The following is a 26,410-nucleotide window of genomic DNA, read 5'->3' on the forward strand; positions in this document are numbered from 1 at the left end:
GCCAGCCGTTGCACAACTCCAAGCAAGTCCAGCGATTGCCTTGCCTGGGCGCCCCGTGGCGCCGTTTTGACCCAGCCTATCGATGAAGAGGATTGAATGTCCCAGTCCGAACGGCATGCTTCCGCCCGCTCTCAGGAGAATCGTGTGCAGGAGTTGCGGGCATCCGCCCATCTGATGAGCCTCGATACCGGCGTCTTCTGCCTGGTCAACGGTTCCTCCTACGGTGCTGACAGCCATCTCTCGGGGGTGCGTGTCTCCGCGACGGATCCGACCGACAGCAATGTCACGATCGCGACCTTCCGCGCCGATGGCTGGCTGAGCGGCGGCGGCGATGCCGCGCTCATCCGCGTGCTCGAAGGTCCGGCCCAGATCCTCATCACCATCTACCAGCCGAGCGGCAGCACCGACGGGGCGCCCAAGCTGCGCGTGCTGCGCCTTTCGGAAGCGGGCGCGGAAGCGGCGGCGCCGGCAGCGGCGGGCGCGGCGCGCGCACCTGTCATGGTGCTGAAAGAAAAGCATGACGTCATCGCGCATATCCAGAGCATGGGCGACGTGGGTGGCGCCTTCGGCACATGGGTGGGCGAACCCGGCCACCAGCGCGCCATCGAAGGCTTCAGCCTGAGCGCGCCGGACGGTCTGGCGCCGGCCGATCTCACCTATCAGGCGGTTCTCGGCCGCGGCTGGCTGTCCCCCTGGGTCGAAGCCGGACAGTTCTGCGGCAGCCGCGGCATGGCCCTGCCGATCCTCGGCTTCAAGCTGAAGCTGAGCGATGCGGCCGCTCGCCGCTACGATCTCAGCATCGACGCATCCTTCGTCGACGGCACCAAGCTCGAGGATCTCGGCAGCGAGGACAGCTGCGAGGCGCCCTCGCTTTCCCCGCTCGAAGCCATGCAGATCACACTGACGCCGAAGGGTGGTGCGCGCGGCGCCTCCGCCCCGAAAGCGGCCGCCGCCAAACCTGCGCCCAAGGCCGCGACGCCGGCGGCCAAGACCCCCGCCACGACGACGGCGCGGGCGAAGCCCAAAGCCCGCTGAGGACGAGACCTCGGAGGCGCGGCACCGTCGCGTTCTCCGAGGCTCGCTCCAGCGCGGGATCACGCCGAGGGAGACCCGCCCCACTGACCATGGCGGCGGCCGACCCGAACAGGATACGCGTCGTTGCGCTTTCTCTTCGTCCATCAGAACTTTCCCGGACAATACCTTCATTTCGTCAGCTACCTGACGAAGCGCGACCACGAGGTCGCCTTCCTGTCCGAGCCCAATCCGAACTTCATGGCGAACGTGCGGAAGATCGCCTATGTCTCGCCCCGCGCCTCGGACGTGCGCATCCACGAACATGCACGGGAGTTCGAAATTGCGGTGCGCCGGGCGGAAGCGGCCGCCAATGCCGCAGCACAGATCAAGGTACTCGGCTTCCAGCCGGACATCATCATCGGCCATCACGGCTGGGGTGAATTGCTCAACCTGCAGGACGTTTTCCCGAACGTGCCGATCCTCGGCTACTTCGAATTCTTCTATAATCTCGTTGGGCAGGACGTGCATTTTGACCCGGAGTTTCCGCTGCCGGAAAAGCGCCTGCCGATGGTGCGCTCGAAGAACGCGGTGAACCTCCTCGCCCTCAACATGACGGAGACCTTCGGGCAGACGCCGACGGCCTGGCAGCTCGGCACCTATCCGGAATGGGCGCATCCGCGCATCCATCTCCTGCCCGAAGGCGTTGACCTTACAACATGCAGCCCCGCGGCACCGCGCGCGAGCCGGCATCTGACCCTGCCGGACGGCTTCAAGATCGAACCCCGCCACAAGCTCGTCACCTACATGGCGCGGAACCTCGAACCCTATCGCGGCTTCCACGTGCTGATGCGCGCCCTGCCCGCTTTGCTCGCGGCACGGCCGGACCTGCACGTGACGCTGGTGGGCGACGACAAGCCCGGCTACGGCGCCTTGCCCGATGACGGGTCGAGCTGGAAAGAGACCATGCTGCGGGAGATGGCCGGCAAATACGATACGAGCCGGGTGCACTTCCTGGGCCAAGTACCGTACGAAACCCACATCGCGCTGCTGCGCCGGTCCGACGTACACGTCTATCTCACCTATCCCTTCGTCGCCTCCTGGTCCTTGCGCGAGGCCATGGCGGTCGGTTGTGCGATCATCGGCAGTGATACGCCCCCTGTGCGGGAGTTCGTGACGCATGAGGAGACGGGCCTGCTCGTGCCCTTCCTCGAGCCTGCTCGCATCGCCGACGGCATCCTGCGCCTGCTCGAAGAGCCGGCGCTGGCGCGCCGCCTGCGGGCCAATGCCCGCGCCTATGCGGAAGCGCATCTCGACCGCGAAGCCTATCTCACGGCCTATGCCGCGCTCGTCGAGAAGCTGACGGGCATGAGCCTCGCGCCCGCCTCATCCAAGAGACCGGCCGCAGCGCAAACACCGCCACGGCCGGCCCGGGTGAAAGTCTGAGGCCGGTTCAGCAGAGGCGACGGCGCGCCGAGGTCAGCCACAAAAACCGGCCGCCGAGCAGGGTCGCGGCCAGGGTCAGGCCGATCATCAGCCCGGCCCAGATGCCGATGACGCCGAGGCCGCCGACGAAGGCCAGCAGGCCGCCGGCCGGCACGCCGACCAGCCAATAGGCGCACATGGCGAGCAGCATGGGGCTGCGCGTGTCCTCCTGGCCGCGCAGCGCCCCCATCGCAACCACCTGCGCCCCATCCATGAATTGGAAGATCGCGGCGAAGTGCAGCAGCCGTGCGGCCAGGGCCTGCACCGCCGGGACGTCCGTGAAGAACACCGCGATCGGCCCGGCCGCGAAGATCATCAGCGCACAGCTGATGCTTTGGCTCATCAGCATCAGGGCGAAGCCGGCGAACCCCGCCAGGCGCACGCCGGCCCGATCCCCGCGGCCGACCGCCCGGCCGACGCGGACGGTGACGGCAAGCGACAGGCCGAGTGGGGTCATGAAGAAGACCGCCGTCACCATCAGCCCCACCTGATGCCCGGCGACGGCCACGGCGCCGAACCAGCCCGCCATGAGGGTCGCCACCGAAAACATGCAGACTTCGAACATGGTGGTGACCGCGATGGGCAGACCGACCTTAAGGAAGCGCAGCAACACGGCGCCATCCGGCCGCAGGGCAGCCCAGCTCCACACCACCATCGGGTAGCGGCCGGAAAAGGTGATCCAGCCGAGATAGGTGAGCGCTTCGGCCCAGAGCACGAAGGCGAGCGCAATGCCACCCCCGGTCGCGCCGAAGCCACCGACTGGGCCGAGGCCCGGCAGCGTGACGCCGGGGATCAGCACCCGCGCTGCCGGCACGAGCAGAGCGAGACCGACAGCGCCCACCACCATCGTCGGGCGGGTCATGGAAAGACCCTCCGACAGGCCGCGGCAGGCGGTGAGGAGTCCCAGCGCCGGGATCGACCAGGCGGCACCGCGCATGAAGCCGTCGATGCCCGGCACGGCCTCGTGCGGCAGACCCATGATGCCGGCGAGATGCGGGCCGATCAAAACGAGCGCGAGACCAGCGACGCTGCCCGCGCCGAGCCCGAGCAGGATCGCCTGCGCCAGCAGATGGCCGGCTTCGTGCTGGCGTTCCGCCCCGTGCAGGGCAGAGACGGCGGGCTGCACCGCCATCATCAGGCCGAGCACGGCCATGAAGGCGATGATCCAGAGGCTGCCGCCGAGGGCCACGGCCGCCATGGTCGCCGCATCCATATGACCGGCGAAATAGGAGAGGATGACTTCGGTGCCGATGCCGAAGAGCTGCCCGAGGACGAGCGGCAAGGCGAGCGGAATGAGGGTTTTCACCTCCCGCAGGAAAGGCTGCACCGCAACGGTGCCCATAACGCGCGACGACATAACGAGATGCCTATGATTCAACCCTGGTGCGGAAGACCGCAGGGCATGGACGGGAGAGACCGCGGGGAACGCAGGGCGCGGATGGGCCGCTGTCGTGCCGCTCAGGCGGGCCTGCCTCAGTGCGTCGGCAGGGCCGCCTTTCCAGGTCGTGCCGTCCAGGCAGGCGGCAGGGGATGATCATGCGTCATACGGCTGTACATCGACCCTCCCTCTCCGCGTGCGGTTGAACCATTCCGCTCATAGCCCGAGCCGGAACGAACTGCAAATGCGAGGGCTGCGTATTTGGGCGCAGCCACCGATCGGGCTAGGGTGCGCCGCTCTTCCGAAAGGACGCCGATGCTTTCTCGCCTCTCGCCGACGCTTCTCCTGCCTCTGACGGCCGCCGGGCTCTTTCTGTCATGCCTCACGCTGCCGCCTGCCGCCCATGCCGACGACGCCACCCTACCCCCCGGCCTGCTCGGCGCCTGGGGTGACGACAGCAGTTGCACGGCCGACGTGGCGGTGTTCCGCCCCGATGGGACGGTCGTGCTCGGCGGCGCAGGGCCGGACAGCCCGGTGACGCGCTATGCCCTGAACGGTGGCAGCATCACCTTCACGCAAGGCAGCCAGAGCGGCACCTTCGCCTTCGGGCTGAACGGGCAAGCGGTCGCCTGGTCGAACGGCACCACCATGGTCCTCAAGACGCGCTGCGCCGACCAATCCCCCTTCGCCGCCGAGATGAAGACGGCCGCGGCATCGGCGCCAGCCGCCCCGCCCTCCCCGACGCCGCCCGTGGCAAGCCCGGAGGCCGCCAGCGCCGCGCCGTCCCTCTTCGACCGCGTGAAGGCCATGGCCGCTGGCCCCGCCCTCTTCAACGGCATGCCGATCCAGATCCTCTCCGTCACCTCCCAGCCTGCCGGCGCGCCCACCAAGGACAAGCCGGCCTATGGCGAGATCATCGCGCATCCCGATCCGCAGATGGTCGGCCCAGACGCAACGCTAATCTATCGCGTCTTCGCCGATGAGGCCGCGGCGGCGGATTACGTTTCCCTCGCGCCGGACAAGCGCCGGGGCAGCTTCGCCTATATCGGCCATGGCCCCGGCTTTTTCGCGACCGATGCGGCGAAGGACGAGGGACCCAAGGGCGCGCAGGCGCAACCGGTGACGATCGCCTGCCTGCGCTTCCACCCCCTCGGCAAGAAGAGCGTCACCATCTCCTGCTTCGCCCATATGCCGGGCACGCCGCTCGTCGTGGGCGGGGAGCAGACCTATCCTCTGCCGAAGACGGCCAAGGCACGGGACATGGGGCCGGCGCAGGATCTGTCCGAGGCGCTGGATCTCACGGGCATCGCCATCGCCCAGGCGCGCACCCTGCTGACGGAGCCGCCCAAGCCCTGAGGCGCGTCAGGCGCGGTGGCCTGACATCTCCGCCCCCGCGTCCTGCGGCAGGCGGAGCGCGAGGAAGGCCGCCGGCAGCATGACGGCGGCAACCACCAGAAAGGCCGCGGAGAAATCCTCGAGCCTGGGATGGGGCTTGCCGGCCAGGAAGCCCGCAAGGCCGAGCGCCGCAGCGCCGAGCGTGACGCCCGCCGTCAGCGAGAGCTGCTGCAGCGTGCTGTAGAAGCTGGTGGCGGCACTCATCCGCAGTTCCGGGATGTCGGCATAGGCGATGGTGTTGTAGGCGGTGAATTGCAGCGAGCGGAAAACGCCGCCGAGCAGCAGCACGCCGTAGATCACGGCGAGCGGCCAGTCCGGCCGGAAGGCCGCCGTCAGCCCCAGCACCAGAGCCGAGATCAACGCATTGCCCGCGAGCAAGGTGCGAAAGCCGAGACGCTTCAGCGCCGGCCGCGCCACCGGCTTGGTGACGAGGGCGCCCGCCGCACTGACGAAGGTGACGAGGCCGCTGTGAAAGGCGCTCAAGCCGAAGCCGATCTGTAGCATCAGCGGCAGCAGGAAGGGCATGGCGCCGATGCCGACGCGAAAGAGCGAGCCTGCGCCGACGGAAATCGCGAAGGTCGGAATCTTGAGAAGGGTCACGTCCAGCAGCGGATGCGGCGTGCGCCGGGCATGGCGCAGATAGGCCCCGGCCGCGGCGGCACCGACAGCGGTCAGACCCACCGCGAGCGCAGGCGGCAGCGCACCGCGCCCGAAGGAGGAAAGGCCCATGATCAGCCCCGCCATGCCGATGCCGGCCAGGATCTGGCCCACCATGTCGAACTGCGTCGCGGCGACCCTCTCGTCCTCGCGGATGAAGAGGGTGACGAGCAGGACGCCCAACGCGCCGATCGGAATGTTGATGAAGAAAATCCAATGCCAGGAGAGGGTCGTCACTAGGAAGCCGCCGACGGGCGGGCCGATCACCGGGCCGAGCAGGCCTGGCATGGTGAGCCAGGACATCACCGAGACCAGATCCTTCTTGCCGACCCGGCGCAACAGCAGCAGGCGCCCGACCGGCACCATCATCGCCCCGCCCAAGCCCTGCAGGATGCGGGCGATGACCAGCAGACCGAGGCTGTCGGACATGCCGCAGAGGACCGAGGCCAGGGTGAAGACGAGAATGGCAGCGCGAAAGACGGTGCGGGCGCCGAAGCGATCCGCGAACCAGCCGCTGGCCGGAATGCAGGCGGCGAGGCTCACCAGATAGGAGGTGATGGCGATGTTCATGGTGACCGGCGCGACGTCGAAGCTCTTCGCCATGGCGGGCAGCGCCGTCGCGACGACCGTCGAATCCAGATTTTGCATGAAGAAGGCGCTGGCGACGATCAGCGCCGTGGTCCGCATCTCCCGCGGCAGGCGCTTCTTCGCCCGCTTACCCCCGGCGGCAGGTGCCGCCGGGGGGTAGGCGCCGGTCTCAGCCGGCAAGCCTCAGGCCTCCACCTCGCTGCCATCCTGGCTCCAACGGGTGTGGAAGGAGCCTTCCTTGTCCAGGCGGCGATAGGTATGGGCGCCGAAGTAATCGCGCAGGCCCTGCAACAGATTGGCCGGCCCCCGCGCGCGCCGCAGACCGTCGTAATAGGCGAGCGCCGAGGAGAAGGCCGGCACAGCGACACCGTTCTGCACCGCGAGCACGATGACCCGGCGCCAGGACTCCTCCGCCTTCACCACCGCATCGCGGAAGTAGTCGTCCAGCAGCAGGTTGGAGAGTTTGGCGTCACGGTCATAGGCTTCCTTGATGCGGTCGAGGAAGCGGGCGCGGATGATGCAGCCGCCGCGCCAGATGGTCGCCATGTCGCCGAGGGTGAGGTTCCAGCCATATTGCGCGGAGGCGACGGCCATCTGCTCGAAGCCCTGCGCATAGGCGACGATCTTGGAGGCGTAGAGGGCATCGCGGATCGCGTCGATCTCGGCACGCTCCGGCTTGCGCTGGCTGACGGCCGGATGCGGCAGCTTCTTCTCCGCTTCCGCCCGCATCGCGCGACGACCGGACAGGGCGCGGGCAAAGACCGCCTCGGTGATCGCCGTCACCGGCACGCCGAGTTCGAGCGCGTTCTGCGCCGTCCAGCGGCCGGTGCCCTTCTGCTCCGCCTCGTCCACGATGGCGTCGACCAGCGGCTTGCCGGTGCTGTCCGTCTTGCGCAGCACGGCGGCGGTGATCTCGATGAGGTAGCTGTCGAGGTCGCCCTGCTTCCAGTCGGCGAAGATGTCGCCCATGGCCTTGGCATCGAGACCATATAGCGTCTGCATCAGGTCATATGCTTCGGTGATGAGCTGCATGTCGGCATATTCGATACCGTTGTGCACCATCTTCACGTAATGGCCGGCGCCATCCGGGCCGATATAGGTGCAGCAAGGCGTGCCATCGACGGAGACGGCCATCTTGGTGACGATCGGGGCGATGCGCTCATAGGCCGCGCGGTCGCCGCCCGGCATCATCGAGGGGCCTTCCAGCGCCCCTTCCTCACCGCCCGAGACGCCCATGCCGACGAAGCGGATCTTGGCGTCCTCGCAGCGTTTGAAGCGGCGGGCGGTGTCCGTGTAGAGCGAGTTGCCGCCGTCGATGATGATGTCGTCCGGCTCGAGATGGCCGATCAATTCCTCGATCATGTCGTCCACCGGCTTGCCGGCCTTGACCATGATGATGATGGCACGCGGCTTGGCCAGAGAGGCGACGAATGCCTCGATCGTCTTGGCCGGGTAGAAACGCCCTTCCGCGCCGTGCTCGGCCATCAGCTTGTCGGTGCGCTCGTGATTGCGGTTGAACAGCGCCACGCCGAAACCCTTGCGCGCCGCGTTGCGCGCGAGGTTGGCCCCCATGACGGCCAGGCCGAGAACGCCGATATCGGCCTTGCCGGCCGCCTGTTGGTCACTCATGCAAACTTCCTCCGGTGGATGACGCTTTTGGACGCGGGCGCCAACTTGGACCCATGCGCACGCGTGATGAGATGATGATCCGACGAAACCCTACTGCCCTCGGCCTGCCGTGCCAGTCTTGTCGCCGCATGCCGCCCCGGCGCAGGCAGAGCTTGCACCGTGGGGAATTGGCTGACAGCCCCGGATGACGTCAATATCATCGGCGCCGCCTTGTGGCGGCTCGGTCGCCGTCTCAGCTAAATCACGAGCCACGAACATCCCGGAGAGCGCCATGTCCAGCCTGGTTCAGGAGGTCTGTGAACCCTGCCGGGGCGACACGCCGCCCCTTCCCCCCGCCGAAATCGACCAGCTTCTGCAGGAAGTGCCGGGCTGGCGCCTGTCTGAAGACCGCAAGCGGCTGGAACGGCACCTGAAATTTCACGACTTCGCGACAGCGCTCGACTACGTCGTACGCATCGGCACCATCGCCGAAGAGCAGGGCCATCATCCCGATCTGGCCTTCGGCTGGGGCTACGTCGCCATCTCCCTCCACACGCATGCGATCGGCGGCCTGAGCCGGGCGGATTTCGTGCTCGCTGCCAAGATCGAAGCGCTCACCCGTCCCGGTGCGGCCGAACGATGAGGAGACTTTCATGAGAGCGATCTGGCAGGACACGATCATCGCCGAGAGCGACGACATCGTGACCGTCGAAGGCAATGCCTATTTTCCGGCGGAGTCGCTGCGGCAGGATCTGGTGCGGCAAAGCACGCACACCAGCATCTGCCCGTGGAAGGGCACGGCGCATTACTATGACCTGGTGGTGGGGGACCAGACCAATCCCAACGCCGTTTGGTACTACCCGGAGCCCAAAGAGGCCGCGGCCAATATCCGCGACCGGGTGGCCTTCTGGAAGGGCGTCACCGTCTCGAACTGACGCCTGCTGATCTAAGGATCGGCCAGGACCCGCAGCAGATCGGGTCGAGGCGAGAGGGCGCGGCCGTCGATCTCGGCGACCGCGCGCACCCCGAGACTGTTCGAGAGGAACAGTGCCTCCGCCCGCTGCAGGTCTGCGCGCGAGACCGGGCGCTCCTCCACCGCGATCCGTTCCAGGATGAGCGCCCGGGCGATGCCGGGCAGAGCCCCATCCTCGATCCGCGGCGTGACGATCCGCCCGTCCCGCATCATGAAGAGATTGGCGGCCGTCGCTTCCGCGACCATTCCTTGTGTGTTGAGCATCACCGCGTCATCCGCGCCGCGCGCCGCCGCTTCCTGGCGCGCCAGAATCGCGTCCAGATAGTTCAGGGACTTGATCCGGCTGAGGGGAGACTGCTCGTTCCGCCGCGTCGTCTCCGCCACGATCAGCCGCGCCGGCGGCAGCGGTGGTGGCAGAGGGCGGGCGGTGATCAGAATCGTGGGCCGCGCCTCTCCCTGCGGCAGCACGCCCCGCGCCATGACACCACGGGACAGGGTGAGGCGGAGAACCCCCTCCTGCCGTGCCTCGGCCGCAAACAGAACCGCCATCGCGTCCGAGAGAGCGTCATCGCCGTATGGGCAGGGGAGATCGAGCAGCGCGCAGCCGCGCCGCAGCCGCACCAGATGGCGGGTGAGATGGCGGGGCGCGCCACCCGCCACGCGCATCGTCTCGAAGAGGCCATCGCCCAGGGTGAAGCCGCGATCGGCCGGATCGATGCGCGCTTCGGCCGCGGACAGCAGGGCGCCGTTCAGCCAGACCCTCATGCCTCCCCTCCCTCGCCCAGCGCGAGCAGCGGTGCGAGCTTGTGCAAGTGCTCCTCGTATTCGCCCGCCGGATCGGAATCGGCGACGATCCCGCCCCCGGCCTGCGCGATGATCTGCGCGGGCGTCAATACCAGGGTGCGGATGGTGATGCTGCTGTCCATCGCGCCGTCGAACCCGAGCCAGGCAATGGCGCCGCAATAGGGGCCACGGGCCGAGGCTTCGAGCGCGTCGATGATCTCCATCGCGCGGATCTTCGGCGCACCGGTGATCGACCCCCCGGGGAAGGTCGCGCGCAGCAGATCGACGGGCCCGAGCCCCGGGCGCAGTCGCGCCGTCACCGCCGAGACGAGGTGGTGGACGGTCGCAAAACTCTCCACCGCCAGGAATTGCGGCACGCGCACCGAGCCCGTCTGCGCGACGTGGCCGAGATCGTTGCGCATCAGATCGACGATCATGAGGTTCTCGGCGCGGTCCTTGGCACTCGCCGCCAGAGCCTCGGCGGCCGCGCGGTCTGCGGCGGGCGTCTCGCCCCGCAGCCGCGTGCCTTTGATCGGCCGGGTCTCCACGGCACCCCCCGCATCGAGCCGCAGGAAGCGTTCGGGCGAGGCGCTGAGAAGATGCAGCGCGTCGAAGGCGAGATAGGCGGCGAACGGCGCCGGATTGCGCCGCCGCAGCGCGGCGTAGAGCGCCGCGGGATCAAGCCCCGCCGGCCGGGCCGCCCTGTGCGCCATGGTGAAGTTCGCCTGGAAGATGTCCCCCGCCCGGATGAAGTCGAGGATGCGGGCGATGCGGGCCTCATACGCGTCACGAGACAGGTCCGGCTGGAAATCGAAGCGCGGCCAGCCCGGCGAGACGCGCACGCGAGCGGTCTGATCGAGCCGCGTGCGGATGGCGGTGGCCCTGGTGCGTGCACGGGCCTGGCGCGCGGCCGTGTCCCGCTCCGGCAGGCCGGAAGACAGCAGCCAGCAGCGTTCTTCCCAGGTGTCGAAGGCAAGGATCACGTCGTGCAGGCCGAAGGCCATGTCCGGCACCTGCGGCACGGCCGCGTGCCGCGCCGGCAGACGCTCCAACCAGCGGCCGAGTTCATAGCCGAAATAGCCGACGGCACCGCCGAGAAACGGCACCGGCCCGGCGATCCCCGGCAGCGCGAAATCCTCGAGAGCCGCAGCCAAGGTTGCGAAGGGATCGCCTGGCTGGCGCCTGCCATCGCGCAGGACGATCTCACCCGTAGCGGTGATCCGCCCGAAGGGCTCCGGACAGAGATAGGCGTAGCGGCTGCGCGCATCGCCTGTGGCGGCGCTGTCGAGAAAGGCCAGGTCGCGGTCGGAGGCGAAGACCGTGAAGGCCCGTTCGGGCGGGTGCCAGGGAAGCTCTTCGATATGGATCATGCGCTCACGTCCGTAAGCCGGACCCCCGTCTCTCACAAGAGAGCGGCCCTGCCCCGCGAGGCTGGATTCGGGGGGGCCCCGGCCACTAAGCTCGTCCCCATGACCCGCCCCAGCGCCACCGGCCTGCGCGATCTGCCGATCGACCTCGCCGCCTTGAAGACTCTCTCCGTCCGCTCGGATGCGCGCGGCGTCGCGCAACTCGCCTGCCATGGCGCGGCAATCCTGGGGGCCGGGGCGCTCGTCCTGCTGCTGCGCGGTAGTTGGGCCGTCTGGCCTGCCATGGCGCTCCTCGGCCTGTTCGAAATTGCGCTTTTCACGCCGCTGCACGAGACGACGCACCGTACGCCCTTCCGTAGCCTCTGGCTCAACCGCACCGTCGGCTGGGTCGCGGGCTTCGTGCTGATCCTACCGCCAGAGGGGTTCCGCCTCTTCCACATGGCGCATCACCGCCACACCCAGGACCCGGCCCAGGACCCCGAGCTGATCGGCGCGCCGCCCCTGACCCGCGGGCGCTATCTGTGGCTGCTCACCGGCATTCCCTATTGGATCAGCCAGATCTCCGGCCTGTTCCGCACGGCGGGTGGCCGCGCCGACCTTCCTTGGATCCCACCATCCTCCCGCCCGACCGTGGTGTGGGAAGCGCGCCTCTATCTCGCACTCTATCTCCTGCTCGCGGCCCTCGGCCTCGTCTTCCGCTCAACTCTGCCGCTGCTGCTCTGGGTGATTCCCGTTCTGCTCGTGCAGCCGGTTCTGCGCGCCGTGCTGATGGCCGAGCACAAGGGCTGCCCCGAGAACGGCGACCGCATGGCCAATACGCGCACCACCCTCACCGGCCGCTTCTTCGGGCTGATTTTCTGGAATGCGCATCTGCATATCGAGCATCATTTCGCGCCAGGCGTGCCCTTCCACGCCCTGCCGCGGCTTCATGCGATGCTGCAGCCCCATCTGAAGACGGTGGCCCCAGGCTACCGCGCGGCGCATCGCGCCATCCGCGGCAGCATTCAGGCCTGAACGGCGCCTCAGGCGGGCAGCGCCACCCTCTCCCGCCGGTCCGTCAGCAGCGCCGAGATCGCTCGGCGCGCAGGCGGCAGCGCGGTGCCCAGACCGATGATGGCGTGACGCGCCAGCAGCGCCGGCGTGCTTTCGCGCGCATAGAGAGTCGCGATCGCATTGGTGCCGGCGAAGAGTGGGAAGCTCGCCCGGCGATGCGCCGCCTCATAGCGCTTGAGCGGCGCGAGGGCCGCGAAGTCCGGCCCTGCCGCTTGAATTTCCCGCGCGAGCGTCTCGGCACCGGACAGGCCGAGATTGAAGCCATGCGCGGTCATCGGGTGCATGCCGACCGCCGCATCCCCGATGAGCGCAAAGCGCTGGGCCACGAAGCGGTGGGCGAAGGTCGCGACCAGCGGATAGGCGTGGCGCGTGCTGACGAGACGCAGCCCTCCGAGATGACGGCGCGCCAGGCTCTGCTGCATCTCCGCCTCGAACGCCGCTTCGGGCATGGCCTGAAGCCGGGCGATCTCCGCCTTGCTGCGGGTGATGACGACGGAGGAGATGCGGCCGTTCACCGGCAAGAGAGCGACGGTCTGGCCATAGGCGAACCATTCCGTCGCCGTCTCCTGATGATCGGCCTCATGCGCCATGCGGCAGACCATCATGCTGCGCTTGAAGTCATGCACGATGGCGCCGATGCTCTGCGCCTTGCGGGCGGCGGAGAAGCGCGTGTCGGCGGCAACGACGAGCGCTGCCTGAAGGCTGCGGCCGTCGGCGAGATGCAGTTCGGCGCCTTCCGACCCGATCGTGAAATCCTCGAGCGCCACGCCGGGGAAGAGATCGGCCGGCTGGCGCTCGGCAAAGGCTGCGAAGAGGCTGCGGCGGATGAGATGGTTCGGCACCAGGAAGCCGAGCGGCCCCGCCTTCCCCGGCTCCGGCGTGAAGCTGAGACCGAGCGGGCCGCGGCCGTTCAGCACGCGGGCGCGGGACAGCGGAGAGACCGCATCCTCCGGCAGGCGTTCCCAGGCGCCAACCTCTTCCATCACGCGGCGGGAATTATGGGTAAGCGCGATCTCCCGCCCGTCGAAGGCGGGATCCGCCAGGGCTGCTTCGCTCTGCCGTTCGACCACCGCGACGCGCAAGCCGCTGTCGGCCAGGCTGAGGGCGAAAGCGAGGCCGACCGGGCCGGCCCCGATGATGGCGATATCGTACACGGGCGTGGTCTCCGCTATCCTCCCGCCATGTTAGCGACCATGGCGGGCGGGTGCGAGGCGCGCCCGCCGCAAGGCACTTACGCGAGCTTCGCCTGTGCCACGATCGCCACCATCTCGGCGAAGCCTTCCGGCGTCCAGGCGGCGCGGCCGATGAAGAGCCCATCGACGTTCCGCAGCGCGATGAGGGCCGCGCCGTTCTTCTGCGAGACCGAACCGCCATAGATGATGCGCGTCGCTTCGGCCGTCGCGGCACCCCATTCGTCCTGCAGCAGGGCGCGCAGCGCCGCGTGGCGGTCCGCCACATAGGCCGGCGGCGCGGCCTCGGCCTGGCCGATGGCCCAGCGCGGCTCGTAGGCGAGGACGACGCCCGGAATGCTCGCGGCCGTCTGGCCGGCCAGCGCCGTTGTCACCTGGGCGCGTAGCGTCTCGTCCGCACGGCCGGCCGCCTTATCCTCCGCGCTTTCGCCGAGGCAGAGGATAGGCGTCAGCCCCGCGGCCATCGCGGCATCCAGCTTGAGCCGCACCAAGTCATAGGTCTCGCCGAAATGCTGCAGCCGCTCGGAATGGGCGAGTTCGGCGTAGCGGCAGCCGACCTCCTTGAGCATCGGGGCGGAGATTTCGCCGGTCCAAGAGCCGCGCTCCTCCCAATGCAGGTTCTGCCCGCCGATCGCGACCGGGGAACCCGCAAAGGCCGCGGCGGCGGCCGAGAGCGAGACGAAAGGCGGCAGGACGAAGATGTCCAGCCCCTCTGTTTTCTGGTCCGCGAGCAGGGTGCGCAGGCGATGCGCATAGGTGATGGCGGCGGCCGGGCCGTGGTTCATCTTCCAGCCGGTTCCAACCAGGGGTTTACGCATCGGGACCTCTCTGTCGTCTATGCACGGATGTCGTTTCTCTGCACGCCCGCACCTGGCCCCCGATATGCGCTTTCCTGCCGGAAGGACAGGCCATGATCGCCGTCATCGGGGCAGGGCCGGCCGGGCTGATGGCCGCCGAAGTGCTGGCGCAAGCCGGCAAGGCGGTGACGGTCTTCGACCGCATGCCCTCGGTCGGCCGCAAATTCCTCATGGCCGGGCGCGGCGGCCTGAACCTGACGCATGACGAGCCGTTGGACGCCTTCCTCAGCCGCTACGGCAGCGACGCCGCACCCCAGTTGCTGGCGGCAATCAGGGCCTTTCCCCCTGCTTCGTTGCGCGCCTGGGCGGAGGGGCTGGGCCAGCCGCTCTTCGTCGGCTCCAGCAATCGGGTGTTTCCGAAAACGATGAAGGCGAGCCCGCTGCTGCGCGCCTGGATGCAGCGCCTCGGCTCCCACGGCGTGACCTTCCGCTTGCGGCATCGCTGGCAGGGCTGGAGGGCAGACGGCGCCCTTCTCTTTGAGGAGGCGCCTCCCATCCAGGCGGAGGCCGTGGTGCTTGCTCTCGGCGGCGCCTCCTGGCCAAGGCTCGGCGCCGATGGCGCCTGGGTGCCGGCGCTCGAATCCCTCGGCGGGCAGGTCACCCCCTTCACGCCCGCCAATGTCGGCCTGCGCATCGGCTGGACTCCCCTGTTCCGCGAGAAATTCGCGGGCGAGCCGCTGAAATCGGTCGCGTTGCGCTGGCAGGATCAGCTCTCCCGAGGAGATGGTATGATCAGCACATATGGCCTGGAAGGGGGCCTCGTCTATCCCCTCTCCTCGGCCATGCATCGGGCGGGCGGGCCGCAGCCGATCATGATCGACCTGCGGCCCGACATGACGGAGGCGGCCATTGCGGGCCGGCTGCGCGCGCTCCGCCCCCGCGACAGCCTGTCCACCGGCCTGCGCCGTACGCTCGCCCTCGCGCCGGTCGCCATCGGACTGCTCCGCGAAGTTTCGCGCGACCTGCCGCGCGACCCGGCCGCCCTCGCGGCCCTCATCAAAGCCGTGCCCCTCACCATCACGGGGACCGAGGGGCTGGGCCGCGCCATCTCCTCGGCCGGGGGACTGGCCTGGGCGGAGTTGGACGCGCGCTTCATGCTCAAGCGCCGGCCGGGGCTGTTTCTGGCGGGCGAAATGCTGGACTGGGACGCGCCGACCGGCGGCTATCTGCTCCAGGCCTGCTTCGCAACCGGCGTGGCCGCAGCCCAGGGAGTGCTCGACTGGACCGGGCGGGGTTGATAAGCCCTGCGGCCGCGAAGGAGGGCGAACGGCGAGTCATGACGATTGCGATCGAGATGGGGCAGACGACCGCGGGGCAGCCCGCCTCGCTCGACCTCGAGGAGCTGCTCGCCACCCGCCTGCTGGTGCAGGGCAATTCCGGCTCGGGCAAATCCCATCTGCTGCGGCGCCTGCTGGAGCAGAGTGCGCCCTGGGTGCAGCAGGCCATCATCGACCCCGAAGGCGACTTCGTGACGCTGGCCGACCGCTTCGGCCATCTCGTGATCGACGCCGAGGCCCATACCGAACAGGGGCTGCAGTTGGCGGGCGAGCGCGCCCGCATCCATCGCGTCTCCACCGTGCTGAACCTCGAAGGACTGGACGCGGAGAACCAAATGCGGCGCGCCGCCGCCTTCCTCGGCGGCCTCTTCGACGTGCCGCGCGACCATTGGTACCCCATGCTGGTGGTGGTGGACGAAGCGCAGCTCTTCGCCCCTGCCATCGCCGGCGAAGTCTCCGACGAGGCGCGGAAACTCTCCCTCGGGGCCATGACGAATCTGATGTGCCGCGGCCGCAAGCGGGGCCTCGCCGGCATCATCGCGACGCAGCGCCTCGCCAAGCTCGCCAAGAACGTAGCGGCGGAAGCCTCCAACTTCCTGATGGGCCGGACCTTCCTCGACATCGACATGGCGCGCGCCGCCGACCTGCTCGGCATGGAGCGACGGCAGGCGGAGAGCTTCCGCGATCTCGCCCGCGGGCATTTCATGGCGCTCGGCCCTGCCCTCTCGCGCCGGCCGCTCGGCGTCGCCATCGGCGCGACCGAAACCGCGCCGCGCAATGCGACGCCGCGGCTGATGCCGCTGCCGAATACCGCGCTGGAGGATGCGGCTGCCGTGATCCTGGCCGCCCCACCGCCGGAGGCGATGCGGCCGGTGCGCCGCCCACCGCCGCCACCCGCACCCGATCTGCTCAGCCAGTTGATGGCGGCGAAGCCCATGACTGAGGCTGCGGCCCCGGAAGCGGAGGTGGCGCCCCCGAGCCCGGAAGAACTGGCCGAGCGCCGCGCCCGGTTGGACCGCATCCTGGCCGCCATCCTCGCCGACCCCGAGGCGGGCTTCCGCGCCGTCGGCGTGCTCTACCAGGATTTCCTCGTCCGCTGCCGGATCGAGGGCCTGGGCGCCGGCGCGCCCGACCTCGCCGCCTTCCGCCGCATGCTGACGCGCGCCCGCGCCGGCATTTCGGCCGAGATGGCGGAAGACGCCGTTTGGCACGATGTCGCGGCGCGCGCTGCCGTGCTGCCGGAAGATTGCCAGGGCATCTTCATGATGCTGGCCCGCGCGGCACGGGACGGCGCGCCCTGCCCTGGCGACCCCGCATTGGCCCGTGCCTACGGCACGCGCTCCCTCGGCCGGGCGCGGCGGCTGCTCACCTATATGGAGGAGCAGGGCCTCATCGTCTGTCAGCAGGATGGCGCGGGGCGGCGCATCGTGACGCTAGTGGAACTCGCCTGGGCGACGGCACCGGGCGACCCCAACGCGGAAGAGATTTTCGCTGCCTGAACGCGGCCCTACCCATTGACGGGGCGGGTTTCCCGGAAAGAATGGTGATCACAAAGGCGCGCCGCGGCGCGTCCCGGCTTTGGCTTCCCACGTCACCCCTTGTACCGAAGGGCCGGCCCGATGACCAAGACCATCGCCTTCTTTCCTGAAGCCGCCTTCGGCCCGGCGCTGAATTCGGTCGGCATTGCCCAGGCGGTGCAGCGTCTGGGGCATGAGGTCGTCTTCCTCTCCGATCCCGGCTTCGTTTCCGTCTACGAAGGTTATGGCTTCCGCGCGCTGCCGATGAATCTCTCCGCGCCCATGCCGCCGGAGCAGATGGCGAAGTTCTGGGAAGACTTCATCAACGGCCACATTCCGAACTTCCGCAAAGCCCCGATCGACCAGATCGACAACTACGTGAAGGACTGCTGGTCCGCGATCGTCGACAGCGCAAAATGGGCGGAGAAGGACCTGCCGTGCGTTCTGGCCGAGATCAAGCCTGACCTCATCTGCGTCGACAACGTCATTCTCTTCCCGGCTATCAAGCGCTTCGGCAAGCCCTGGGTGCGAATCATCTCCTGCTCCGAGAACGAGATCGAAGACCCGGCCATCCCGCCGCATCTCTCGGGCTGCGGCGCGAAGGACACCGCCTGCCATGCGGCCTTCCGCGCGCGCTTCGAAGAGGTGATCCGCCCGATCCACGACGATTTCAACGCCTTCCTCGCCTCCGTCGGTGAAGCACCTTATCCGATCGGGCAGTTCTTCGAGGCCTCGCCGTTCATGAACCTCCTGCTCTATCCGGAACCGGTGAAATTCGAGCGAGCCCATCCGCTGGACCCGGCACAATTTCAGTATCTCGAAGGCTGCGTGCGTAAGGAAGCGCCCTATGACGTGCCGCGCTTCGCGCTGCATGACGACAAGCCCCTGCTCTATGTGAGCTTCGGCAGCCTCGGCGCGGGGGACACGGATCTGCTCAAGCGCATCATCGGCGTCATCGGCCGCCTGCCCTATCGCGCCCTCGTCAATGTCGGCGACTACAAGGACCAGTATACCGACCTGCCGGGCAATGTGATCGTAGAGAGCTGGTTCCCGCAGCCTTCCGTCATCCCGCAGGTCGATGCCGTGATCCATCATGGCGGCAACAACTCCTTCACCGAATGCCTCTATTTCGGCAAGCCCGCGATCATCATGCCCTACGTCTGGGACGGGCATGACAATGCAACCCGGGTGGACGAGACCGGGCACGGCTTCAAGATGCCGCGCTATGACTGGAGCGATGCCGATCTCGCGGCCAGGATCGAGGCCTGCATCACCGATCCCGCGATGCGCGCGAAGCTTGCCGCGACCTCGGCCCATATGCAGGCCGAAAACGGGCCGGAGAAGGCAGCCCGCATCCTGGACGGGATTCTCATGAATGGCTGACACGCTGAAGAGTTCCGCGCCGCATCTGCATGGCGCGACGGGGTACGCCGATCTCGCGGATTGGGGCGACCAGCCGGAGATGCTCGAGGGCCAATCCCATTCCTCCGGCCGCCTCCTCTTCAAGGGGCCGGGCAACCAGCCCGAATGCGGGCTCTGGGTCTGCACGCCGGGGCGCTGGCGGCTCTCCATTCCGCGCGACGAATTCTGCCATTTCGTCGCGGGGCGGGCCATCTACACGCGCGACGATGGCGAGGTGATCGAGATCACCCCCGGCACGGCCGTGCTCTTCCCCGCCGGCTGGACGGGCGAATGCCATGTCATCGACACTATCCGCAATCTGTATCTGCTTTCCTGAGGACCCGCCCCGTGACCGCCACACCGCTGCTGCGTAACCCCCTCGCCCAGACCGACCTCAAGGATTGGGGGGTCATCCCAACCATGATCGAGGGCGAAAGCCACACCTCCGGCCTGCTCATCCACAAGGGGCCGGACGGCCAGTCCGAATGCGGGCTGTGGGTCTGCACCCCTGGCAAGTGGGACTGCCATGTCACGCGGGACGAATTCTGCCACTTCCTCGAAGGGCGCTGCACCTATGTGCATGAATCGGGAGAGGTGATCGAGATCACACCCGACACCGCCGCCTTCTTCCCGAAGGACTGGAAGGGCGTCTGCACCGTGCATGAGACGATCAAGAAGGTCTATATGATCCGCTGAAGCGCCCTCCGATGCCGCCCTTCGATCTCGCAACCCCCGTCCATTTCTCCGCCGGCTGGCGGTCTTCCGCGGGCACCGCGCAGGCCATCCTCGACCCGGCAAGCCTGGCCACCGTCGGCCAGATTGCCGAGACGACGGAGGCGGAGCGCGAGGTGGCGCTGGAGCGGGCGGCTGCCGCCCAGAAACTCTGGCGGCAGATGGATGCGAAAAGCCGCGCTGGCGTGCTGCACCGGGTGGCGAGCCGCATCGAAGCGACGGACATGCGCGTCTGTGCGGAGACCATGTCCCGCGAAATGGGCAAGCCTTATCCGGAAGCGATCGGGGAGGTCGCGAACTGCGCCGCCGTCTTCCGCTATTTTGCCGAAATGGCGCGGGACGAGGCGGGCAAGGTTGCCGGCACCACTCAGGCTGGCTCCTTCCAATATGCGCGCTACGAGCCCTTGGGCCTTTCCGTGCACATCATGCCCTTCAACTTTCCCATCCTGCTGATGTGCTGGACGGTCGCGGCCTCGCTCGCCGCCGGCAATGGCTGCATCGTCAAACCCGCGCCGGTGACGACACTCTCCACCCTGATCTTCATGAGCGTCTTCGCCGATCTGCCGGAAGGGCTGATCGCCTGCCTGCCCGGCGGCGCCGCCCTGGGCGAAGCGCTCATCGCCTCGCCCCGTACCCATGCCGTCGCCTTCACGGGCTCGGTCGCGGCCGGTCGCGCCGTCGCGATCGCCGCCGCCGCGCGCATGAAGCCCGCCATCATCGAAGCCGGCGGCTCGGACCCGATGATCATTTCCGCCCATGCGCCTGTGGAAGTGGCGGCCGCCGGTGCGGTGACCGGCGCCTTCCATCTCTCGGGCCAGGTCTGCACCTCCACCGAACGGCTTTATGTGGTGGATGCCGTGCATGACGCCTTCGTGGCGGCCTTCGCGACTGAGACGCGGCGCCTGCGCATCGGCCCGGGCCTTGGCCGCTCGGAAATCGGCCCCCTCGTCTCGGAAGCCGCACGCGCCAAGGTGATCCGCCTGGTGGAGGACGCAAAGGCAAAGGGCGCGACCGTGGTGACGGGCGGTCGTATTCCGCCCGAGCAGGCCACCGGCTGGTTCTACGAACCGACGATCCTGACCGGCTGCACGCCGGAGATGGCGCTGTTCCACGAAGAATGCTTCGGCCCTGTCGCCGCAATCTGCCGCGTGCCGGATTTCGACGCGGCGCTTGCGGCGGCGAACGACAGCCCCTTCGGCCTCGGCGCCTCGCTCTTCACCACCTCACTCGAAGAGGCGATGGAAGCGGCCGAGCGGCTGGAGGCAGGAATGGTCTGGGTCAACAACCCGATGATCGACAACGACGCGCTGCCCTTCGGCGGCTGGAAGCAATCCGGCATCGGGCGGGAACTCTCCCGCCTCGGCCTCGATAGTTTCCGCCGCTCCAAGATGGTGGTGATCGATCATAAGCCGCAGCGTCAGGCCTGGTGGTACCCCTACCCCGACGACTGGTTCTACGACGCCGGCGGCCGCAAGCACGTCTAATCAACTGCCATCTGAGCGACTGGCGTAATCTCGCGCTTGGCGGCAAGAAGGCTGCCGAGCGCGATGATGGCGACGTTGACGATGAGGCAGACGAAGCCAGTATTCAGACCGCCCAGCGGCACGTGGTTGACGTAGAGCCCGATGGCCAGCGCGTCGGCGCAGAGGATGCCCGCCATCACCGCAATCGGGTTCACGCGCCGAAAGAAGAGAATGGCGATGAGACCCGGAAAGAACTGGGTGATGCCGAAATAGGCGGTGTTGACGAGGGTCAGCATCAGCGACGGCGTGGCCAGGGTGAAGACGATCGAGAGCGCCAGATAGGCGACGATGACGATCTTGGCGCCTTTCCGCTGATGCGGCTCATCGAGATGGCCGAGCAGGTTGCGCGAGACGAGCGGACCGATGGCAAGGCAGATGCCGGCGAGCACGACGAGGCCGGAGAGCGCCGCCCCGGCCGCGACGAGGCCGATCAGCCAGCCCGGCAGAAGATGGACCGCCGCCGTCAGTAGCGCCTGATTGGGAGAGCCCAGATGGTAGCCCGCGCCCACCGCGAAATAGGCGGCGACGACGAGAAAGGGGAACATCAGCATGTAGAGCGGCATGACGATCTGCGTGCGCCGGATGGTCTGCTCGCTGCGTGCCGTGAAGATGTTCGGAATGGAAAAGGGAAAGACGTAGAAGCCCATGGCCTGAAAGATCATGGTGCTCATCGAGAAGCGTTCCTGCGCCCCGGTGAGATGGAGCGGGAAATGCTGATTGGCATCGTGGAAGATAGCGCCAAGGCCTTTGGAGGAGGCGGCGGCCACGCCGATGATGACGAGGGCGAGGACGAGCAGCGTATCCTTGATGATCGAGACCATGGCCGGCGCCCGCACGCCGGAGGCCGCGATATAGGCGAAGGCGAGCGCCGCAGCGATCAGGCAGAGCGCGAAGGGATCAAGCTGCCAGCCCAGCGCATGCAGCGCGATGATCAGCCCGGTGAACTGCAACTGCCCCCAAGGAATGAGGAAGATGATGGCGGTGATCGTCACCATCAGTTCCAGGGCGCGGCTGTTGAAGTGGCCCTTGAAGAGATCCGGCAGGGTCAGCGCGTTGTAGATTTTGCCGGCACGCCAGATCCAGGGGTTGAGGAAGTAGCCGAGGGGATAGGCAAGCAGGATATAGCCCATGAACCACAGTGCGTAGCTCGGTCCCTTGGCATAGATGCCGCCCGGCAGGCCCAGCATGGTGCCGATGCTGTAGATTTCGCCCGCCGCCAGGAAGAAGAGCAGAAAGCTGCCGAATTGCCGCGAAGCGACGAGATATTCCTTGAGATCGAGCACGTTGTGGCCGCGAATGGCGGCAAAGGCGACGACGAGCGACAGCGCGATGATGAGGAGAAAGACGAGGCTTGCCATGTTGGCTTCTCCTCACAGACCGTCGGTGCGGTGCCGGTCGAAGCAGAACCAGCAGATGGCGAGACACACCGAGGTGAGGATGAACCAAGCGAAGAGCCACAGGTATGAGAAGGGAATGTTCCAAGGGCTCCACTGCACCTGATCCACCACCGGCAGCAGGAACACGACCGCGACGACCGGGATGACCAGTCCTACCATCACTCTCAGCATCCGAACCTCCTTGCTGCCTTTCCGCGAATGACCATGCAAGATCATGGCCGCGACCTGCCTGATCAGGCAACGGAGGAAGATGATCGGGCATTATGTGAGCACGGCACTATGCTCCGTGACGGAAGCGCGCAGCGCATCGATGAAGGCGCGCAAGGCGGGCGCCATCTGCCGTTGTGTCGGATAGCAGAGGCAGAGGCCGGGAAAGCTGCCCGCCCACGCCTCCAACAGCGGAACCAGCCGGCCCTCCGCGACATGGGCGATAACGGCCTGTTCCAATACGAAGGCAATGCCGAGGCCATCCAGCGCCGCCTGCAACAGAAGGGCGCGGCTATTGGAGATGAGCGGTCCGCTCACCGCCACTTCGAACCAGGCGCCGGCTTCCTGAAATTCCCAATTGTAGAGCCGCGCCTGGCCATCCCACCGCCAGCCGAGGCAGTGATGCTGCGGCAGGTCGCGTGGCGTCTGCGGCGTGCCGTGCCGCGCGAGATAGGCGGGCGACGCGACCGCCAGTTGACGAAGATCCGGCCCGAGCCGAATCGCGACCATATCCGCTTCCACCACCTCGCCCAGGCGGATCGCGGCATCGAAGCCGGCCGCCACGAAGTCCGTCACTGCATCGTCGAAGGTGATGTCGAGGACGATTTCGGGATACTGGCTGAAGAAGCGGCCCAGCATCGGCCGCAGCACCTCCTGCGCCTTGCGGAAGGCCACGAGACGCACGAGCCCCGCCGGCCTTTCCCCAAACCGCCGCGCCCGCTCGATCACACGGCCGAGCTCGCCGATAGCGGGCTCGGCCCCGCGCAAAAGATGCGCGCCCGCCTCGCTGAGCGAGACGCTGCGGGTGGTGCGGTTGAGCAGCCGCACGCCGAGCCGCTCCTCCAGCGCACGGATCGTCTGGCTGAGGGCAGAGGCGGAAACGCCGAGGCTATCGGCCGCGCGGCTGAAGCTGCGCGCCTCGGCGACCGCGATGAAAGCACGGAGCTGGCTGTATTCCGTTGCTGAAAGCGGGGTGTCCATGGCTCCACCCTCTCATTGTGAAGGGAGGCTAACAAGCCTCCTGAGAAATGGACGTATTAAATCTCGTTCCGGATAGAACCATTCTCCGGCCATCCCGACAACGAGGAGACCCGACCATGCGCACATGGTTCATCACCGGCATTTCCCGCGGCTTCGGCCTGGCGCTCGCCGAGGCCGTGCTCGCCCGCGGCGACACCGTCATTGGCACCGTCCGCTCCGGCCGCCCCGCCCTCGCCGCGCCCGAAGGCAGGCTGCACGTGCTGACCGCGGATCTCGCAGAGCTCGCGGCAGTCGAACCGCTCGTCGCCCAGGCCTTCGCCCTCGCGCCCAACATCGACGTGCTCGTCAACAATGCGGGCTACGGCCTGCTCGGCGCGCTCGAAGATTCGACCGAGGAGGAGACCGCGCGGCTTTTCGCCGTCAACGTTTTCGCCCCCATCCGCCTGATCCGGGCTTTCCTGCCCCGCATGCGCGCGGCCGGTGGCGGGCATGTCATCAACATCACCTCGATCGCCGGGCACGCGCCGATGGCCGGCTCCACGCTCTATGGCGCCACCAAATTCGCGCTGGAAGGCCTGTCGCACGCGCTCGCGCCGGAAGTCGCACCGTTCGGCATTCGGGTGACGGCCATCGCCCCCGGCGCCTTCCGCACGGATTTTCTTGACCCGCATTCGATCCGCCATAGCGGCACGGAGCGCACCGGCCCCTATGCCGAGACGGTGGGACGGCTGTTCGCCCGGTTCGACGAGATGGCCGGGCGGCAGGCGGGCGATCCGGCCCGGGCGGCCGAGGCCATCATCGCAGTCGTCGAGGCCGAGGCGCCGCCCGTGCATCTCCTGCTCGGCACCGATGCCCTCACCCGTAAGCGTGCGGCGGTCGAGGCGGCAACCGCCGAGATCGACGCCTGGGAGGCGGTGACACGCAGCACCGATTTCCCGACAGGTTGAGCCGCGTCACACCGGCAGGCGGATCGCGGCCCGCAAGCCGCCCAGCGTGCTGCGCCCCAGCTGGATTTCGCCGCCATGGGCGCGCACGATGTCCCGGGCGATGGAGAGGCCTAGGCCATGCCCGCCGGCCGCTCCACCGCTCTCGAAGGGGCGGAAGACGCTCTCCAGCTTCTCGGGCGGAATCCCTGGGCCGTCGTCCTCCACCGTCACCTCCACCATCTGCGGCGAGAGAACGGTGAGGCCGGCGACGACGTGCGGCGCGTGGCGCCGCGCATTGTCAACGAGGTTGGTGATGGCGCGGCGCATCGCATCGGCGCGCAAGGGCAGCACCACGTCCGTCGCACCATGGAAGGAGACGCGCGCGCCCGAACGGCGCGCGGCGGCGACGATTTCCTCGAGGATCGCGGAGAGGTTCGCAAGGGTCGTCTTCTCCTCACCCTCGCCACGCGCGAAGGCGAGATAGCCGCTGATCATCCGCTCCATCTCTTCGAGATCGGCCGTCATGTCGGCGATGTCAGGCGCGGTTTCCGGCGTCTTCGGCATCATGGCGAGCGTCAGACGCAGGCGCGTCAGCGGTGTCCGCAGATCGTGGCTGACGCCGGCCAGCATGTCCGTGCGCTGGGAGAGGAAGCGCAGGATGCGCTCCTGCATGCGGTTGAAGGCGATGGCGGCGCGCCGCACCTCCCGCGCGCCCTCGGGGCGGATCGGCCCGCGGTCCCGCCCCATGCCGAAGGCTTCCGCCGCCCGCGCCAAGCGGCGGATGCCGCGGACCTGGATGCGCAGAAACAAGCTCGCCACCACCACGAGCAGGATGGAGGTGCCGAACACCCAGGCGGCGAACATAAAGAGCGAGCCTGCCCAGAGCCGCTTGCGCGGAATCTCGACATGCACCACCCCGTCCTTCTGCTGCACGTTGACGAGGACATAATCGGGGTCGGACACCCAGTCGGTGGTGAAGCGCTTCCTCAGATGCTGATGCAGCGCGTCCGTCAGATCGTCATCCATCGGGCCGAAGATGTTGACCTGACGACGATGGGCAAGCTGGACCCTTGGCTCGAAGCGCATGGTCAATTGAAACTGCCGCTGTGCTTCCCTCAGGATGGTCCATTGCTGCGCTGAACTGTCGCTACGGTCGAGCTGATCCAAGGTGAAGGCGACCTCGCCCGCGATGCTGAAGGCGAAGCGGCGGGAGACGATGCCGAGATGACTGCCGTAGAAGACCTGAAGGATGACCGCTTCGAGCAGAAGCACGGGCAGCAGAATGATCAGCAGGCTGCGCGCGAAGAGGCCGCGCGGCAGAAATTTGCGCAGGAAGCGATCGGGGGCAGAGGCCATGCTCAGGCCAGATCCGCGCTCATATCCCGGGCTTCAACACGTAGCCGCGGCCGCGCACGGTGTGCAGGAAGCGCGGCTCGCGGCTGTCGCGCTCGATCTTGCGGCGCAGCCGCGTCACCTGCACGTCGATCGCTCGCTCCCCAGGCTCTTCCATGCCAAGCGCCTCTGCAATTTCCTCGCGCGAAAGGATTTCGTTGGGCTTGCGGGCAAGGGCCGTCAGCAAGGCGACCTCCCCGCCTGTGAGGCGGACCGGGCCATTGGCATTGCGCAACTCGCCCCGCGCGGTATCGAATTCCGCATCCCCCAGCCGGATCGGACCGGCATCCGCTGCGGCCGTCGCCACGGCTCCCGCGCGGCGCAGCAGGGCGCGGGCACGCAGCACAAGTTCGTACGGGTCGAATGGCTTGCCGAGATAGTCGTCCGCCCCGGCCTCGAACCCTGCGATGCGGTCCTCGGGCGCGCCCCGGGCGGTGAGCAGGAGCACGGGGAGTTCTGGGTCTCCCCGGCGGCGCAAGTCATCCACCAGTTCGAGCCCGGTCTCGCCCGGCATCGTCACGTCCAGGATCATGAGGTCTGGCCGCAGGGAGCGGAGGCTCGCCCGGGCCTCCGCCGCATCAGCGGCGGCGGTCACGCGAAAGCCGTGGTCCGTGAGATAGCGGACGAGCAGCCGCCGCAGGCGCTCGTCATCGTCCACTACCAGCACATGCGCATTGAGCGTGCCGTCCGCCGCCGCCGTTTGGGACATGCT

At 67.9% G+C, this 26,410-nt stretch carries 25 protein-coding genes; 13 read left to right on the forward strand and 12 right to left on the reverse strand.

The window, feature by feature from the left end:
* Window positions 1–96: 96 nt before the first annotated feature.
* Window positions 97–1,035 carry a hypothetical protein gene (locus ACYQ6W_RS17225; protein ID WP_459677005.1) on the forward strand — a complete coding sequence of 313 codons (939 nt, stop codon included), beginning with the start codon at window positions 97–99 and terminating at the stop codon, window positions 1,033–1,035.
* 123 nt (window positions 1,036–1,158) lie between these two features.
* A complete protein-coding gene (locus ACYQ6W_RS17230; RefSeq protein WP_459677006.1) occupies window positions 1,159–2,457 on the forward strand; it encodes a glycosyltransferase in 1,299 nt (432 codons plus the stop codon).
* Window positions 2,458–2,464: 7 nt separating this feature from the next.
* On the opposite strand, the gene ACYQ6W_RS17235 is transcribed toward ACYQ6W_RS17230, so the two are convergent.
* Window positions 2,465–3,853 carry an MATE family efflux transporter gene (locus ACYQ6W_RS17235; protein ID WP_459677008.1) on the reverse strand — a complete coding sequence of 463 codons (1,389 nt, stop codon included), beginning with the start codon at window positions 3,851–3,853 and terminating at the stop codon, window positions 2,465–2,467.
* Between the two features lie 336 nt (window positions 3,854–4,189).
* Between ACYQ6W_RS17235 and ACYQ6W_RS17240 the strand changes: the two genes are divergently transcribed.
* Window positions 4,190–5,230, forward strand: a complete 1,041-nt coding sequence (locus tag ACYQ6W_RS17240) for a hypothetical protein (RefSeq protein WP_459677010.1) — start codon at window positions 4,190–4,192, stop codon at window positions 5,228–5,230.
* Between the two features lie 6 nt (window positions 5,231–5,236).
* Here ACYQ6W_RS17240 and ACYQ6W_RS17245 read toward each other — a convergent pair whose 3' ends face one another.
* On the reverse strand, window positions 5,237–6,694 hold the full coding sequence (locus ACYQ6W_RS17245) for a DHA2 family efflux MFS transporter permease subunit (RefSeq protein WP_459677011.1): 1,458 nt from the start codon (window positions 6,692–6,694) through the stop codon (window positions 5,237–5,239).
* A gap of 3 nt (window positions 6,695–6,697) precedes the next feature.
* The gene (gene gndA, locus ACYQ6W_RS17250) at window positions 6,698–8,143 is read right to left on the reverse strand and encodes an NADP-dependent phosphogluconate dehydrogenase (RefSeq protein ID WP_459677012.1); all 1,446 of its coding nucleotides are present in this window, start codon (window positions 8,141–8,143) and stop codon (window positions 6,698–6,700) included.
* A gap of 271 nt (window positions 8,144–8,414) precedes the next feature.
* Here gndA and ACYQ6W_RS17255 point away from each other — a divergent pair, with 271 nt between their 5' ends.
* Together ACYQ6W_RS17255 and ACYQ6W_RS17260 are read left to right on the forward strand one after the other, a co-directional pair.
* Window positions 8,415–8,765: a 4a-hydroxytetrahydrobiopterin dehydratase gene (locus ACYQ6W_RS17255; RefSeq protein ID WP_459677013.1), complete on the forward strand. Its 351-nt coding sequence runs from the start codon at window positions 8,415–8,417 to the stop codon at window positions 8,763–8,765.
* 10 nt (window positions 8,766–8,775) lie between these two features.
* Window positions 8,776–9,057, forward strand: coding sequence for a DUF427 domain-containing protein (locus ACYQ6W_RS17260; protein ID WP_459677014.1), 282 nt, complete (start codon window positions 8,776–8,778; stop codon window positions 9,055–9,057).
* 11 nt (window positions 9,058–9,068) lie between these two features.
* Here ACYQ6W_RS17260 and ACYQ6W_RS17265 read toward each other — a convergent pair whose 3' ends face one another.
* Window positions 9,069–9,860 carry an aminotransferase class IV gene (locus tag ACYQ6W_RS17265; protein ID WP_459677015.1) on the reverse strand — a complete coding sequence of 264 codons (792 nt, stop codon included), beginning with the start codon at window positions 9,858–9,860 and terminating at the stop codon, window positions 9,069–9,071.
* Window positions 9,857–11,248: an aminodeoxychorismate synthase component I gene (gene pabB / locus ACYQ6W_RS17270; RefSeq protein ID WP_459677016.1), complete on the reverse strand. Its 1,392-nt coding sequence runs from the start codon at window positions 11,246–11,248 to the stop codon at window positions 9,857–9,859. Before pabB ends, ACYQ6W_RS17265 begins: the two co-directional genes overlap by 4 nt.
* Window positions 11,249–11,347: 99 nt before the next feature.
* On the opposite strand from pabB, the gene ACYQ6W_RS17275 reads away from it, so the two are divergent.
* Window positions 11,348–12,259 (forward strand): fatty acid desaturase, encoded by a 912-nt coding sequence (locus ACYQ6W_RS17275; protein WP_459677018.1) that lies wholly within the window; start codon window positions 11,348–11,350, stop codon window positions 12,257–12,259.
* A gap of 8 nt (window positions 12,260–12,267) precedes the next feature.
* Here ACYQ6W_RS17275 and ubiM read toward each other — a convergent pair whose 3' ends face one another.
* Both ubiM and ACYQ6W_RS17285 read right to left on the reverse strand, forming a co-directional pair.
* Window positions 12,268–13,452, reverse strand: coding sequence for a 5-demethoxyubiquinol-8 5-hydroxylase UbiM (gene ubiM, locus ACYQ6W_RS17280; protein ID WP_459677019.1), 1,185 nt, complete (start codon window positions 13,450–13,452; stop codon window positions 12,268–12,270).
* Between the two features lie 77 nt (window positions 13,453–13,529).
* A complete protein-coding gene (locus tag ACYQ6W_RS17285) occupies window positions 13,530–14,306 on the reverse strand; it encodes a triose-phosphate isomerase family protein (RefSeq protein ID WP_459677020.1) in 777 nt (258 codons plus the stop codon).
* Between the two features lie 92 nt (window positions 14,307–14,398).
* On the opposite strand from ACYQ6W_RS17285, the gene ACYQ6W_RS17290 reads away from it, so the two are divergent.
* The 6 genes from ACYQ6W_RS17290 (at window position 14,399) to ACYQ6W_RS17315 (ending at window position 20,756) form a co-directional block, all read left to right on the forward strand.
* On the forward strand, window positions 14,399–15,583 hold the full coding sequence (locus ACYQ6W_RS17290) for a BaiN/RdsA family NAD(P)/FAD-dependent oxidoreductase (RefSeq protein WP_459677022.1): 1,185 nt from the start codon (window positions 14,399–14,401) through the stop codon (window positions 15,581–15,583).
* 38 nt (window positions 15,584–15,621) lie between these two features.
* Window positions 15,622–17,121, forward strand: a complete 1,500-nt coding sequence (locus tag ACYQ6W_RS17295; RefSeq protein WP_459677024.1) for a helicase HerA domain-containing protein — start codon at window positions 15,622–15,624, stop codon at window positions 17,119–17,121.
* Between the two features lie 120 nt (window positions 17,122–17,241).
* A complete protein-coding gene (locus ACYQ6W_RS17300; RefSeq protein ID WP_459677026.1) occupies window positions 17,242–18,522 on the forward strand; it encodes a glycosyltransferase in 1,281 nt (426 codons plus the stop codon).
* Complete coding sequence (locus tag ACYQ6W_RS17305; protein ID WP_459677027.1) at window positions 18,515–18,877, forward strand: cupin domain-containing protein; 363 nt, start codon at window positions 18,515–18,517, stop codon at window positions 18,875–18,877. Before ACYQ6W_RS17300 ends, ACYQ6W_RS17305 begins: the two co-directional genes overlap by 8 nt.
* A gap of 11 nt (window positions 18,878–18,888) precedes the next feature.
* On the forward strand, window positions 18,889–19,236 hold the full coding sequence (locus tag ACYQ6W_RS17310; RefSeq protein WP_459677029.1) for a cupin domain-containing protein: 348 nt from the start codon (window positions 18,889–18,891) through the stop codon (window positions 19,234–19,236).
* 11 nt (window positions 19,237–19,247) lie between these two features.
* A complete protein-coding gene (locus ACYQ6W_RS17315; RefSeq protein ID WP_459677030.1) occupies window positions 19,248–20,756 on the forward strand; it encodes an aldehyde dehydrogenase family protein in 1,509 nt (502 codons plus the stop codon).
* Here the strand turns inward: ACYQ6W_RS17315 and ACYQ6W_RS17320 are convergent.
* From ACYQ6W_RS17320 to ACYQ6W_RS17330, 3 genes are all read right to left on the reverse strand, one after another.
* Window positions 20,753–22,153 carry a sodium:solute symporter family protein gene (locus tag ACYQ6W_RS17320; protein ID WP_459677031.1) on the reverse strand — a complete coding sequence of 467 codons (1,401 nt, stop codon included), beginning with the start codon at window positions 22,151–22,153 and terminating at the stop codon, window positions 20,753–20,755. The genes ACYQ6W_RS17315 and ACYQ6W_RS17320 overlap by 4 nt on opposite strands.
* A gap of 12 nt (window positions 22,154–22,165) precedes the next feature.
* The gene (locus ACYQ6W_RS17325; RefSeq protein ID WP_459677033.1) at window positions 22,166–22,363 is read right to left on the reverse strand and encodes a DUF3311 domain-containing protein; all 198 of its coding nucleotides are present in this window, start codon (window positions 22,361–22,363) and stop codon (window positions 22,166–22,168) included.
* A 90-nt stretch (window positions 22,364–22,453) separates the two neighbouring features.
* Window positions 22,454–23,380 (reverse strand): LysR family transcriptional regulator, encoded by a 927-nt coding sequence (locus tag ACYQ6W_RS17330; RefSeq protein ID WP_459677034.1) that lies wholly within the window; start codon window positions 23,378–23,380, stop codon window positions 22,454–22,456.
* A 116-nt stretch (window positions 23,381–23,496) separates the two neighbouring features.
* Here ACYQ6W_RS17330 and ACYQ6W_RS17335 point away from each other — a divergent pair, with 116 nt between their 5' ends.
* On the forward strand, window positions 23,497–24,327 hold the full coding sequence (locus ACYQ6W_RS17335) for an oxidoreductase (protein WP_459677036.1): 831 nt from the start codon (window positions 23,497–23,499) through the stop codon (window positions 24,325–24,327).
* 6 nt (window positions 24,328–24,333) lie between these two features.
* On the opposite strand, the gene ACYQ6W_RS17340 is transcribed toward ACYQ6W_RS17335, so the two are convergent.
* Both ACYQ6W_RS17340 and ACYQ6W_RS17345 read right to left on the reverse strand, forming a co-directional pair.
* Complete coding sequence (locus ACYQ6W_RS17340; RefSeq protein WP_459677037.1) at window positions 24,334–25,662, reverse strand: ATP-binding protein; 1,329 nt, start codon at window positions 25,660–25,662, stop codon at window positions 24,334–24,336.
* 19 nt (window positions 25,663–25,681) lie between these two features.
* Complete coding sequence (locus ACYQ6W_RS17345; RefSeq protein ID WP_459677038.1) at window positions 25,682–26,407, reverse strand: response regulator transcription factor; 726 nt, start codon at window positions 26,405–26,407, stop codon at window positions 25,682–25,684.
* Window positions 26,408–26,410 lie beyond the last annotated feature (3 nt).

This window comes from Acidisoma sp. 7E03 (genome assembly GCF_054665075.1).